Source organism: Nocardia sp. NPDC004722 (genome assembly GCF_053601505.1).
The window spans coordinates 1-12,657 of the sequence record NZ_JBSGBY010000205.1 but is presented as its reverse complement, the minus strand read 5'-3'; the positions used below and the strand labels follow the sequence as shown (position 1 = coordinate 12,657).

The window sequence follows — 12,657 nt, the reverse complement described above, 5'->3', positions numbered from 1 at the left end:
GGTGCTCCGCGGACCCACTCTGCATGGAATCTGGACCCGCAGGATCGGGGGCCCTCAATCGCGCGGCATGCCATTCCTGCGTCATGCTCCCCGAAACCAGCTGCGAGACCAACAACCGATTCCTCGACCGTGCGCTCTTGATAGGGGAACCCGACCATCATGAGCTCGGATACTTCAACAGACTGTGACCTGTGGCCCGCGCGCCCGCTGACGTGGTCCGATCGGAAGCGGTCATGGTGCTTTGCCCGGACCCGTTAACGGGGGTTAGCGTGGACCATGGCTACTGATCACGAGGTCCCGGTAATCCCTGGTACGCGACGGAGTTTCGTTGAAGCACACGGGGTTCGGTTCCATGTGACCGAGGCGGGAGAAGGGCGGCCGGTAGTAGCTCTGCACGGCTGGCCGCAACACCACTACGTGTATCGGGATCTGCTGGCGAATCCACCTGAGGGATTGCGGATCATCGCGCCCGATCTGCCGGGGTACGGATGGTCAGCGGCCGCGCCACACAGGTGGACCAAAGAAGATGTGGCCTCGGATGTGCTGGCGCTGATGGATGCTCTGCGACTCGATAAGGACGTGCTGTTGGTTGGGCACGACTGGGGTGGGTTCGTCGGGTATCGGATGATCCTGCGGGAGCCAGAGCGGTTCAATGGGTTTCTGGTGATGAACATGGCGCATCCCTGGGCGTCGAAGGGGGATGTGGCTCGGCAGGCTTGGCGGTTGTTGGCTTATCAGCCGTTGATAGCGAGTGTGGGGGTGCCGTTGCAGCGGCGGACTCGGTTCTTGGAGTGGCTGTTTGGGAAGGCCATGTCGGAGGGGCATGGGATGGATCGGGAGACGATCAGGGTCTTTTCGGAGCGGTTCAGGGATCCGGTAGTGGCTCGGGCGGCTACCGATACGTATCGGACGTTCTTGCTGAAGGAGATTCCGGGGTCGGTGCGGAGGCCGGAGGTTCGGCGGGCCACGGTGCCGATCCGTGCGTTGTTCGGGAAGAAGGATGCGGCGGTGCACTACTCGCTGGCCGCGGCGGAGACGGCTCGGGCGGACGACTACTCGGTGGAGTACGTCGAGGGGTGTGGGCACTTCATTGTGGATGAGCGGCCGGAGTTGGTTCGGGAGGCGTTGATTCGGTTGGCGGGGGAGACTCGCTGACGTTTCGCGGAGGCTAACTTTTCGGGGGAGGCTCGCTGGCGCATCGGGTTGCTGGTGGTGGGGGAGGGTGGTGACCTGGGGGGATTCGGCGTGTGCGGCTGGGGGTGAGGGGTGGGTGGGGTTAGGGTGGCGGCGGTTTCGGGGCTGGTTGGGTAGAAATTGGTCAAGTGACCGACTAGTCTGCGGGAAACCTGAAATAGAACGGGTTCACTCTTTTGTGGTGCGGGCTGGGTGCCTTGCATGCCGCGGTGTGGAAGTGAGGGTGCTATGACGCTGTCCCGGCGGGCTGTGCTGGTTGGTGCTGCGGTAGGTGGGGTGGGGGCCAGTGTGGTGGTCGGGGCGAATGCGGTTGGGGTGCAACCGATGAAGCGGCAGGGGGCGGGGCAGGGGTATCAGGTTGGGGTGGGGATTGCGGATATCACGGGGGCTCCTGCTGGGCAGGGGATGATGGGGTATTCCGAGGCGGATCAGGTTACGACTGGGCTGTTGACGCGGTGTTATGCGCGTGCCTACATCGTGGTGGATCAGGCGACCGGGGATCGGGTTGCGTTCGTGAACACCGACAATGCTTGTTTGTTCCAGTCGGTGCATCTGGTGGTGATGCGGCAGTTACAGCAGCGGTTCGGGGGCCTCTACACGGAGCGGAACGTCAACATCAATGCGACGCACAACCACAACTCGTGTGGTGGTAGTGCGCGCGAGTATGCGTATTCGCTTGCGGCCATGGGGTTTCAGCAGAACTCGCATGATGCCGAGGTGAGCGGGATCGTCAAGGCGATCGTGAATGCGCATGAGAACATCGGGCCGGGGTCGATCATGCTCGGGCATGGGGAGCTGCATGATGCGAGTGCGAATCGGTCGCGGGTGGCGTTCGAGGAGAATCCGGCCGAGGACAAGGCGGAGTTTCCGGATGCTATCGATCCGAAGATCACGGTGCTCCGGTTCCGCAAGGGCGGCAGGGATGTTGGGGCGATCACGTGGTTCGCCACGCACGGCACCAGCCTGACCGACCGGAACACGCTCATCTCCGCGGACAACAAGGGGTATGCCAGTTACCGCTGGGAGCATGACGAGATGGGGGTGCGGCATCTGGATGGCGCGCCGGCGTTCGTGGCGGCGTTCCCGCAGACCAATCCGGGGGATATGACCCCCAACCTCTGGATCCGGCCGATGCATCCGTCGGGGCCCACCGAGGACAATCGCACCAACTGCGCCATGATCGGTGAGCGCCAATATCAGGCGGGCCGTAGGGCTTTCGATGCCGCGACGCCGATGAGCAGTGCCGGTGTGGACTCCGTGCTGCACTACGTCGACCTCTCCGATACCGCCATCGACGGTGACTACACGCCGGATGGGAAGCCGGCCCGCACCTCACCCGCCATGATGGGCGCCGCGGCGATGGCGACCAGTACCGAGGACAACTGGAATTCGCAGCTGTCGTTCCTGCAAGAAGGTGACTCCAATCCGATGGTGGCCGCCCTCGGCGGCTTGAACTCGCCGATCGAGCAGTGGATGCGGGATGTGCAGGCGCCCAAGCTGATTCTCGCGCCACTCGGGATCCTGCCGCCGCGACCGTGGGTGCCGCAGGTGGTGCCGCTGCAGTTGATGCGAATCGGTGATCTGGTGTTGGCGTCGGGGCCGTCGGAGTACACGATCACCTCCGGTCTGCGGATTCGGCGGATCGTCTCGCGGGCGCTCAACATCCCGATCGAGAACGTGCTGGTGCAGGGTTACTCGAACGGCTACAACGGCTATGTCACCACGCCCGAGGAGTACGCGGTCCAGCAGTACGAGGGCGGCGAGACGCTGTACGGGCGGTGGACGCTCTCGGCGCACATGCAGGAGTTCGACCGGCTGGCAAAGGCTTTGGCGGCGCGGGTGGATCTCGGTCGCGGCCCGGCCCCGCTGGACTGGGAGTTCGGATTGCAGCCGAATTTCTTGCCGCCGGTGCCGGCGGACGTGCCGCACGCCGGGCGTGCATTCGGGGACGTGCTCACCCAACCCGAGTCGAACTATGGTGCGGGACAGACGGTTTCGGTCGAGTTCGTGGGTGCGCACCCCAACAACGATTTCCGCTTGGACGGCACCTACTTCGAGGTGCAGCAGGGTGACGACTGGCGTCGCGTCTACGACGACAACGACTGGTGCACCGAACTGCACTGGTCCCGGCCGGACGGCCAACCCGCCGCGTCGACCATCCGTATTCAATGGACGCTCCCGGACAACGTCTCGGGCCGCTACCGCATTCAATACACCGGCAACGGCCGCGATGCCGCCGGGGTGATCACCGAATTCACTGGCACTTCCAATGAATTCGTGGTCGGCTGAGCGAATGTTCGTTCGACCCGCTGAACCCGCCGATGAGAAGCTCCTCTGGGCGATGCTCTACGAAGCCTCCTACTCGCGTGAGCAAGGCAGGCGCGCGCCCGACGACCTACGCGACGTCCCGCACCTCGGCCATTACGTCGAAGGCTGGGGCGCGCCAGGCGATCTCGGGGTGGTCGGCGGATTCGACGGGGTCGCGCTGGGTGCGGCTTGGCTGCGGCTGTTCGATCCCGCAGACCCCGCCTACGGATTCGTCGATGCCGACACTCCGGAACTGGCCATCGGTGTCGCGCCCGAGAGCCGCGGCACCGGGCTCGGCACGGCCCTGATGACCGCCCTGCTCGACGCCGCCCGCGACACCTACAAGGCCGTCAGTTTAAGTGTCCGCCTGGAGAATCCGGCACTGCGGCTCTACGAGCGGCTCGGCTTCGTCGAGGTGGAGGGCTCCCGTCACGCCAATCCGGCCGAATCCGTCAGCGTCACCATGGTTCTCCGCCTCCGCTGACCAAGTGGACCGGGCGGATCCTTCGGCCCGGGAGCGGTGCATCGTCTGATGGGTCATGGTGCACCGCTGTCGTATCGGCGACGCCGACGACGCGATGGCCGAGAGCTCGCGCCGCATCCGATCATGCGCTGTGCCAGGTGACCACTTGGTCGAGGTCGGCCCGCGAGGTCCGGAAACCGTTGGCGGCGTGCACATCATCCGCGTACCCGAACGACACTCCGGCCAGCACCTGGCGATTCGCGGGCAGGTCGAAGTACTCCCGCAGGAACGGCGAGTAGGTCGCGAGCGCGGCCTGCGGGGCGGTGGCCACGCCCAGGCTCTGGGCCGCCAGCAGGAACGACGTCAGGTACAGCCCGCAGTCGACCGCGCCGTAGGTGCCGAGATCCGCTTCGGTGGTCAGGATCGCGACGTGCGGGGCATCGAAAAGCTCGTAGTTGCGCAGCATTTGGCGCATGCTGCCCGCGTGATCGCCGCGCGCGACGCCGACCGCGGTGTAGAGCGCCCCGCCGCATTCGCGACGGCGGTCCCGGTACACGCCCTCATACGATGCCGGGAACGGGATGTCGGTGGCGATGGCCGCGCCGTCGATGTGGTCCAGCAGCGCCTTGCGGAATCGGTCGGTGGCGGCCGGATCCTCGGTGATCACCAGTTGCCACGGCTGGGTGTTGCACCAGGACGGTGTGCGCTGGGCCAACCGCAGGATCGATTCGATGTCGGCGCGGGGGACCGGGTCCGGGCGGAAGGCCCGGCAGGTGTAGCGGTCGGCCAGGAGCGATTCCAGTGTGGCGTAGCGGTCGGACATGTCTCACCCTCCGAATGTGGTCCCATTTCGAGACCAGTCCCAATGCAGTCTCATATTAGGACCAGATGGGTAGGATCGGAAGATGCGGTACGAGGAACTTTCCGACGAGCCGTGCTCGATCACGCGGGCGCTGGTGGTCTTCGGCGACCGGTGGACGCTGCTCATTCTCAAGGCCGCCTTCTCCGGGGTGCGCCGGTTCAACGGTTTCCAGGCGTATCTGGGCATCTCCCGCGGGCGGCTGCAGGACCGGCTGGATCGACTGGTGGAGCACGGCATTCTGGCCAAGCAGCCGACCGAGACCGGCGCCTACGAGGAGTACCGGCTCACCGCCAAGGGGCACGACGTGTACCCGATCCTCATGGCCTTCCGGGACTGGGGCGACACCCACATGGCCCCGGACGGGCCGCCGGTCTACTACCGCCACCGTGACTGCCCGGGCGAGGCGCACGTCCACCTCGAATGTGATTCCTGCGGGAAGGAACTCACCGCACGTGATGTCGCACCCGAGGCCGGTCCGGGCATGAGGGCCTGAGTCCGGCCGAATCAGGCGCTCACGACCCGGGTCAGGCTGCGGCGCTCACTATCCGAATCAGGCCGTGGCGCACACCACCCGAATCAAGCTGCGGCGCTCAGGATGTCGCGAGCTCGAATGCCAGCCGACCGGGTGCGAGATAGTCGTCGCGGTCGAGCAGCATCCGGATCTCGGGCCGCGCGGCCTCGGGAATCCGTGCCAGCTCCTCGTGCACGGGTGTGCTGAACGCCTCGCCCCGCGCGGTCATCACCGGCAGCCAGTTGTCGTGATGGTTGGGCACGAACACCTTCGGCCGCAGCGCCTCGACATAACTGCGCGGGTCACGCAGCCCGTTGGTGAACTGGTTGAAGCCCTGCACCGCACCGATATGCACGTCCGAGGCGGGCAGTCCGCGCAGCACCTCCAGCACCCCGGGTGCCTTGTCCAGCAGCGGACCGGACGAATCGTGCCAGGTCAGCACGAACTCGCCGAGTCGGAACTGGTACAGCAGCACCCCGCCCTCCGGCGCGAACAGATTCCGCGCCAGATGCCCGGCGTCGGTCAGATTCGGTGGGTAGGTGCGAATGTCGCACAGGCACGGCCGGGGCCGGACGGGAGTCGAGGCGTCGTGCCCCTCGTGCCTGGGTGTGCGCGCCGAATGAATGTGCCGGATCGCCGTCACCGACAGCCCGGGGGCGAGTTCGAAATCGTGCCGTTCACCGGGTGCGGAAGCGCTGGAACCCAGTTCCTTGCATGTCAATTCGGCTCCGGCGACCTGTTTGCGGACCGTCGCGCAATGCTCGGTGGTGCCGTGCACCACCGCGCCGCTGGCCCGGGCGATCACCCCCGCGTCGGCGGCGTGGTCGAAGTGCCCGTGCCCGATGAAGATCGCCACCGGCTCCAGCGCGGCGACCTCCTCGGGCGAGGTCGGGACGTACCCGGACGTCGCCCCGCGCGGCACCCACGCGTCCAGCAGGAACACCACGCCGCCCATCGCGACCGCGAAACTCGCGCAACCGAACCAGGACACCAGCAGCTGATCGTCACGCACCGCGCCGGTGGCCGCGTCCACGGCCTCCTCGCCGAAGAAGCGCTGACGTGCGGCGATCATCCGACTGCTGGCCACCCGAATCCCCTTGTCTCGCGTCGCGCCCGGCCGAACCCGGGCGCGCCGTCCCGCATTCTGCCCGGAACCGACCGGGCTGTCACTCAATCGCGACTCGTCAGACAGCCACGGCGACCCGCCCGGCCGTCGCCCGATCCGACAGCCAGGACATGCCGCGTTCGAGCGGCCCGCGACCGAAGGTCAGCACCCACAGCGTCGACGCGCTGAGGGTGACCGCCAGGAACACGACCAGCAGGGCATTGCCGGACGCCTCGGCCACCACATCGCCGAGCAGCCACACCGCGATGATATGCGCCGAATACACCGTCAGCGGCAGTGTTCCCACGGCGATGACGGGAAACAGCATGGGCCGCAATCGATCCGCCGCGAGCAGCAGCACACTGATCACCGTCAGGGCGAACCCCACCGATCCCGCGATCTCGAAGCTCGACCCGGAATGCGGTTCGGCCGTGCGCAATCGGGTCCACTCACTGGGGGCGGGGTCGCCGAGATACCCGAGCAGCCACGCGCCGCCGTAGCCGACGACCATCATCGGCACCCCGGCCGCGAGCATCCGCATCCGGGTCGCCCGCGCGGTCAGATCGCAACGGCCCAGCGCAAGCCCGATGAGCGCGAACGTGATCCACACCAGTCCGGGGTAGTCGCCGGTGATCGCCAGATCGGTCACCTGCGCCCCGGAGCATTCCGAGCCCACCGGATCACAGCTCGACGGCACCATGCCGCCCAGCCACACCGTCAACGGCGGCGCGACCACCGCCCACCCCGCCGCCAGAATCAGCAGCCGCCGCGGCGACCAGTGCAAAAACGGCAGGCAGCATGCGAACAACAGCGCATAGGTCTGCAGAATCACTGAAATCCCGGTGTCCAGCATGGTCAACACCCCGCCCAGCGCGAACAACACCAAGGCCCGCACCAGAATTCGCAGCCGCACCCGCACCAGCTCCGATCCCGCCGACGGGTGCTGCCGCCCGCTCAGCAGCGCGATCGACACCCCGGCCAGAGTCGCGAACAGAATGGACGATCGCCCCGAGGCCAGCGTGAGCCAACTCCCGGGATCGCTCCACGCCATTTCCCTCAGCACCCCGACATGCACGGTGATCATGCCCAGCACCGCGAATCCGCGCGCGGCATCGATCCCGGCCAGCCGGGTCGCGGTCGTCGATGGCCGCGCGGGCACGGCGAGTCCGGTCGTCATACCCGCATCGTGCCCGGCCCATCATGAGCGGATCGTGAGGAAGCGACTCGCCCACGCGACTGCGTGTCTCCCCGCTCACCGGAGAATGGTGGACGCGCTGACTGGTCCTCGCGCGAACGACCGTCGTCAGGCAGATTCCGGAACCCTTGTCCTCCAGGAACTCCCGGGCGGCAGCAGACCGAAGGCCACACCGGTGACCCGGTCGGTGAACCCGCCCGCGTCCGTGACGAGCGCTCGCGGGGCCGCCCGGCCGCACTTGTCGAGGGTGCTCGAAGGGATATGCTGCCATCCGGTGGGGTCGCCGTTCGGACCCGGCTGGATGCTCGGGAAGGGTGCGGCGGGCGGTGGATTCGTGGGGGTTCGCCGGGAGATTGTGAGCGGTAGCGGAACTGCGGGGGAACGTCCGGGGCGGGTGCAAATGGGCATTCGCAGCGTCGCGGAGGTAACCGAGACCTTGCCGTTGCCGTGGGCTATCGGTCGGTGAATCCCGGAATCACACTGTGACCAAGCGGTCTGTAAATGTTCAGCCCCTCGTTAATCAATCGGCGTTGCATCGAATTCAGAGGTAGCTGAACGGAGGCTACCCGTAGGGCAATGGGGGCCTTCCATGTACCCGGAAGTGCATGTGGCCGCGCATGATCGCGATGACCACAAGTACACGATGCGCATCAGCCGGCTGGCGATCGACAAGCTCGGTATCCGGCTCTACGACAGGGTTTCGGCGGTTCTGGCCGAACTCATCGCCAATTCCTACGATGCCGACGCCACCGAGGTGGAGGTCGTGCTGCCGTGGGGTGCGATGCTGGCCGGAACCGTCCGCGCCGCAGACGAACCCGCATACGAGATCGTCGTGTCCGACAACGGGCACGGCATGACCGCCGACGAGATCAACGAGCACTATCTGATGGTGGGCTCCGACCGGCGCGTGCGCACCGGCTCGGATCTGTCCCGCGAGCGGCGGCGGCCGGTCATGGGGCGCAAGGGAATCGGGAAACTCGCCGCGTTCGGCATCTGCCGCACCATCGAGGTGATCACCGCGGGCAGTCGTGACGAGGACCGAACCCCGTTGGGCTGGAATGTCTCTCACATCGTGATGGATCTCGACGACATGCTGTCGGACACCGAGAGCGACTACTTCCCGCGTCCCGGTCACCTGGACGGCACCTTCACCTCCAAGCGCGGCACCACCATCATTCTGCGCAATTTCCTTCGCAAGCGGGTGAATACGGGTACCGAGCTCAACCGCCAGCTGGCCGCGCGCTTCGGCATCGAGCGGGCCGACTGGCGGGTGGAGGTGCGCAACACCATCGGGCAGGAGAGCTTCATCCTCAGCCAGCTGCCCATCGACGTCATGGAGGAGACCCGCATCGACGTCGGCCGGGTGCCGGTGCGCTTCGGTCGGCAGTTCCTGCCTGTGACCGGATGGATCGCCTACTCCAAGCAGCCCTACCGCGATGACGCCATGGCCGGTGTGCGCATCTACGCCCGCGGCAAGATCGTCGCGCAGACAAGGGATTTCGGCATCTCCGCCGGATTCACCGGCGAGTTCAAGCTGCGCTCCTACCTGGTCGGCGCGATCAATGTGGACTGGCTCGACGATGACGACGACCTGGTCCGCTCCGACCGCCAGGACATCATGTGGAACTCCCCGCGCGGCGAGGCGCTCGCCCAATGGGGCCGGGCGCTGATCAAGGAGATCGGCCGTCTCGGTGAGAAATCCATCCGCCGCCGGGTCTGGGAGGAGTTCGTGGAGCGCTCCCGCATCCACGAGACCCTCGACGCCATCGCCCCCGGCGACCGCCTCTTCCGCGACTCGGTCCTGGATGCCGCGCGAATCCTGGTGGCGCACAAGGACCGTGCCTCTCTCGACGATCCCGCGCACATCCAGAACATGCTGCGACTGGCGCTGTCGCTGGGCCCGCAGCGCAGCCTGCTCGACACCCTCAAGGAGATCGCCGAGGAGGAAGGCGATCCCGAATTGGATGTCGTGGTAGCGCTGTTCGAGCGAGCCCGGGTGGCCGAGATCTACTCGCTGGGCCAGATCGCCAGCGAGCGGGTCGCCGTGGTCGCCCGCCTGAGCGCCCTCATCGACGACCGCCGCTCCCTGGAACGGCCCTTCCAGGAACTGATCGAAAGCGCCCCCTGGCTACTCGCCCCCGAGTGGACTCCGCTGGGCATGAACGAATCCCTCAAGCGGGTCCGCGCCGCCTTCGAACGCTGGTACACCCAGAAATTCGGCTCCCCGCTGGTGACCACCACCATCGGCAGCCCGAAACGCGAACCCGACTTCGTCCTGCTGCACGACTCCGGCGAACTGTGGATCGTCGAGATCAAGCGCATGGACTACCACCTCACCGACGAGGAGTACAACCGCGCCGTCAACTACCTCTACGAACTCGACCACTTCCTCGACGAGAACCCGCGCATCGGCGCCCAATTCCCGCGCCGCCGCCTGACTTTCATCGTCGACCACATCGACAAGCTCGGCCCCGCCTCGCTGTCCTCCCTGGTCAGCGACCAACGAGTGGATCGCCGCACCTGGCGCGAACTCCTCGACTCCACCCTGCGCGCGCACCGCGACTTCCTCGAACGCGTCTACGCCATGCGCGGTTCCGAAGCCGACGACACCACCCCGGGCCAAGATATGCGCGCCGGCTGAGACCACCCGCGCCGCACCGCCAGCGCCGGGCCGAAGCGAGCACGACCCGAAGACGCGCCGGTGCCCAGCGCGGGCCCCGGTGCCCGGGCGCTACGAGGGGCAGCCCGGGCACCACCCCTCACCAAGATCAAGGTGTACTCACTGCGGGAATTTGTCCGGATCGCCTCGCTCAGTACACGTTGATCTTGATCTGCCCTTTGGGCGAGTGATGCGGTGGAGCTGCGGTTCTCGATTAGTAGTCGAGGCCGCGCGTAGGTGGCCGACCGCTCGGGGCGCTCTCGTGACACCATGGACCGCGGCACGTGCGGGGACGTGAAATGCAGCCGAACGGTTCGAGAAGGTTGGTAATGGTGCGCGGCACGGTGAAATGGTTCGACAGTGAGAAGGGCTTCGGGTTCCTGAGCGCTGATGACGGCGGGCCGGACGTGTTCGTGGAGTACACCGCCGTGCAAGGGGAAGGCTTCCGGTCGCTCCTGGAGGGCCAGCGGGTGGAGTTCGAGGCGCGCTCGACCAAGCAGGGGCCCGAAGCCGTCGCGGTGTGGGTCGTGGCGAAGGTCGGGCACTAGCGAACAGCGTCACGCGGCGGCCGGGGAGACCGGCCGCCGCGAGGTGATGCTCGAGGGATTCTCTCAGCCGCGCAGCCGCTGCCGGAAGAATTCGGTTGATAGAGCCTGTGCATGTTGCCGCTGAGCGCGGTCGTCCTTCGCGAATTCCACTGCGGCCCGCTCGAACTCGGCCGAGATGAATTCCGCTATCGGTACGGGGACTTCCCCCGAACCCATTTCCCGGGTGCGGGATTTCAACTCCGTCAATTCCGCGACGGAGGCAATGAAATCCGCGGGCAGATCGCATTCGGCCAGGAGCGTCGGCAAATGCATCGGGGCCACCGCATTCTCCGGATGCTCGTGCAGCCACCGCAATGCCATGGCCGGGCGCAACGAATAGAAAACCTTTTTCAGCGACCGGTTCGAGTCGAACAACTGCCACTGACGGCGGCCCAGGTGGAGGTAGTGCCGGGCCACCCGGTTGCGATCGGCGACTTCGTCGGCGAGGGCACGCAATTCGTCGCGGAATTGCGGGTCACCGCGGTAGACGATGGGCGACATCAGCCATTCGATCAGTACCGCGTTGCCGTTGACCAGCAGCCGCAACGCCTTCAGCAGATCCCAGCCGTTGACATCCAGCAGGCCGACCAGTGGCGTCTCGATCACGTCCCGGCCGGGCCAGGGCGTGAGGTAGTCGTCGAGCGGCCGCAGGTAGACGAAACGGCAGTCGTAGTCGGAATCCGGGGAGGGAAACCCCCAGGCGCGGCTGCCGCTCTCGATGGCGAGCAGCATGTCGACGCCGTGTTCGCGCACGATCCGGTCCAGTTCGCCGTCGATCGTGGCGACCACCGCGGAGTCCATGGAGGCGGGGATCGAACGCAGGGTCATGGGTGCCGAAGGTAGTGCCCGAGATCGCACTGGTCCAAGCATTTTTCGCGCGTTAAGCCCCCAGAAATAGGGGCGTGATCGGTGCGTTATATGGCGGGAATTCGCCAACCATATGAACGGGGCCACAGAATTCCGCGTACGTGACGCCCGTCACATAGCGTTAATCCCCGTAACGAGCCCGGAAACCGCCCCGATACGCTTCATGTCATCAAGTTCGCCTGAAAACCAGAAGAGGTAATTTCATGATCCCCGTTATCATCGACACCGGTTCCGCTGCTCTGAACGGCCTGCTGTCCACCGGCTCGGCTGCTTTCCACGGCATCATCGACACCCTGTGGACCGGTTCCTTCGGCCGCTAGTCAGCGCCGCCGTCGATGTAATTCGACTTTCGAAAGCCCGGCCTCGGACTCCGCAGCTCCGACGCCGGGCTTTCGGCTATTTGTGACCGGCGTCTCAATCGCCTGAAAATACCCACATTCGACGCGCAATTCGCTGCGGGTTTGCCGAAATTCGGTGCCGCACTTTCGTTTAGACACGCCCTCGGCAATGCCCTATGTTTGCCACATCCGGACGGTCGTCCATGACTCACTCGCACTGATGATGCGGACATGGTCGTGTCCAGAGGGAGTGTCGGAGTGTTGGTGTCCACATGAACGTCGAGGCACTGCAGAGCAGTTGGCGGCTGGTCGAGCGCGTCGGCGACGAGGCCGTCCAGTACTTCTACGCGCACCTGTTCCTGGCGCACCCCGAGGTGCGCGAGATGTTCCCGATCCGGATGACCGGGCAGCGCGAGAAGTTCTTCGCCGCCCTGGGCCGCATCGTCAGCAATGTCGAAACCCTGGCCGCCGACCCGGAATTCGTGGCCCAGCTGGGCCGTGACCTGCCGGCTATGCGTGTAGGGAGCGATGACCGGAACGATAGCCAGGATCCCGTGCTGCGCGAGAAG

General features: G+C 66.0%; 10 protein-coding genes and 1 pseudogene. 7 read left to right on the top strand and 4 right to left on the bottom strand.

Annotated features, from left to right (window positions below):
- The first annotated feature begins 276 nt into the window (after nt 1-276).
- The 3 genes from ACWELQ_RS20925 (at nt 277) to ACWELQ_RS20915 (ending at nt 3,985) form a co-directional block, all read left to right on the top strand.
- On the top strand, nt 277-1,155 hold the full coding sequence (locus ACWELQ_RS20925) for an alpha/beta fold hydrolase (protein WP_452398715.1): 879 nt from the start codon (nt 277-279) through the stop codon (nt 1,153-1,155).
- Between the two features lie 267 nt (nt 1,156-1,422).
- Nucleotides 1,423-3,483, top strand: a complete 2,061-nt coding sequence (locus tag ACWELQ_RS20920) for a neutral/alkaline ceramidase (RefSeq protein WP_452398714.1) — start codon at nt 1,423-1,425, stop codon at nt 3,481-3,483.
- Between the two features lie 4 nt (nt 3,484-3,487).
- The gene (locus tag ACWELQ_RS20915) at nt 3,488-3,985 is read left to right on the top strand and encodes an N-acetyltransferase family protein (protein WP_452398713.1); all 498 of its coding nucleotides are present in this window, start codon (nt 3,488-3,490) and stop codon (nt 3,983-3,985) included.
- 121 nt (nt 3,986-4,106) lie between these two features.
- Here the strand turns inward: ACWELQ_RS20915 and ACWELQ_RS20910 are convergent, their stop codons facing one another.
- Nucleotides 4,107-4,787 (bottom strand): nitroreductase, encoded by a 681-nt coding sequence (locus tag ACWELQ_RS20910; protein ID WP_452398712.1) that lies wholly within the window; start codon nt 4,785-4,787, stop codon nt 4,107-4,109.
- Nucleotides 4,788-4,869: 82 nt separating this feature from the next.
- Between ACWELQ_RS20910 and ACWELQ_RS20905 the strand changes: the two genes are divergently transcribed.
- Nucleotides 4,870-5,319: a winged helix-turn-helix transcriptional regulator gene (locus ACWELQ_RS20905; RefSeq protein ID WP_452398711.1), complete on the top strand. Its 450-nt coding sequence runs from the start codon at nt 4,870-4,872 to the stop codon at nt 5,317-5,319.
- Nucleotides 5,320-5,416: 97 nt separating this feature from the next.
- Here ACWELQ_RS20905 and ACWELQ_RS20900 read toward each other — a convergent pair whose 3' ends face one another.
- Both ACWELQ_RS20900 and ACWELQ_RS20895 read right to left on the bottom strand, forming a co-directional pair.
- Nucleotides 5,417-6,424 (bottom strand): MBL fold metallo-hydrolase, encoded by a 1,008-nt coding sequence (locus ACWELQ_RS20900; RefSeq protein ID WP_452398710.1) that lies wholly within the window; start codon nt 6,422-6,424, stop codon nt 5,417-5,419.
- Nucleotides 6,425-6,521: 97 nt separating this feature from the next.
- The gene (locus tag ACWELQ_RS20895) at nt 6,522-7,619 is read right to left on the bottom strand and encodes a DUF418 domain-containing protein (protein ID WP_452398709.1); all 1,098 of its coding nucleotides are present in this window, start codon (nt 7,617-7,619) and stop codon (nt 6,522-6,524) included.
- Between the two features lie 607 nt (nt 7,620-8,226).
- Between ACWELQ_RS20895 and ACWELQ_RS20890 the strand changes: the two genes are divergently transcribed.
- The gene (locus ACWELQ_RS20890) at nt 8,227-10,278 is read left to right on the top strand and encodes an ATP-binding protein (RefSeq protein ID WP_452398708.1); all 2,052 of its coding nucleotides are present in this window, start codon (nt 8,227-8,229) and stop codon (nt 10,276-10,278) included.
- Nucleotides 10,279-10,625: 347 nt separating this feature from the next.
- The gene (locus ACWELQ_RS20885; RefSeq protein WP_452398707.1) at nt 10,626-10,844 is read left to right on the top strand and encodes a cold-shock protein; all 219 of its coding nucleotides are present in this window, start codon (nt 10,626-10,628) and stop codon (nt 10,842-10,844) included.
- A gap of 63 nt (nt 10,845-10,907) precedes the next feature.
- Here ACWELQ_RS20885 and ACWELQ_RS20880 read toward each other — a convergent pair whose 3' ends face one another.
- On the bottom strand, nt 10,908-11,711 hold the full coding sequence (locus ACWELQ_RS20880) for a nucleotidyltransferase domain-containing protein (RefSeq protein ID WP_452398706.1): 804 nt from the start codon (nt 11,709-11,711) through the stop codon (nt 10,908-10,910).
- Nucleotides 11,712-12,360: 649 nt separating this feature from the next.
- On the opposite strand from ACWELQ_RS20880, the pseudogene ACWELQ_RS20875 reads away from it, so the two are divergent.
- A pseudogene (locus tag ACWELQ_RS20875) lies at nt 12,361-12,657 on the top strand (hypothetical protein); the annotation flags it as partial.

Bases quoted from the DNA above. Each gene is read 5' to 3' on its own strand.
- ACWELQ_RS20895 (WP_452398709.1), bottom strand. From the start codon at position 7,619: ATGACGACCGGACTCGCCGTGCCCGCGCGGCCATCGACGACCGCGACC.
- ACWELQ_RS20920 (WP_452398714.1), top strand. From the start codon at position 1,423: ATGACGCTGTCCCGGCGGGCTGTGCTGGTTGGTGCTGCGGTAGGTGGG.
- ACWELQ_RS20905 (WP_452398711.1), top strand. From the start codon at position 4,870: ATGCGGTACGAGGAACTTTCCGACGAGCCGTGCTCGATCACGCGGGCG.
- ACWELQ_RS20910 (WP_452398712.1), bottom strand. From the start codon at position 4,787: ATGTCCGACCGCTACGCCACACTGGAATCGCTCCTGGCCGACCGCTAC.
- ACWELQ_RS20915 (WP_452398713.1), top strand. From the start codon at position 3,488: ATGTTCGTTCGACCCGCTGAACCCGCCGATGAGAAGCTCCTCTGGGCG.
- ACWELQ_RS20925 (WP_452398715.1), top strand. From the start codon at position 277: ATGGCTACTGATCACGAGGTCCCGGTAATCCCTGGTACGCGACGGAGT.
- ACWELQ_RS20885 (WP_452398707.1), top strand. From the start codon at position 10,626: ATGGTGCGCGGCACGGTGAAATGGTTCGACAGTGAGAAGGGCTTCGGG.
- ACWELQ_RS20890 (WP_452398708.1), top strand. From the start codon at position 8,227: ATGTACCCGGAAGTGCATGTGGCCGCGCATGATCGCGATGACCACAAG.
- ACWELQ_RS20880 (WP_452398706.1), bottom strand. From the start codon at position 11,711: ATGACCCTGCGTTCGATCCCCGCCTCCATGGACTCCGCGGTGGTCGCC.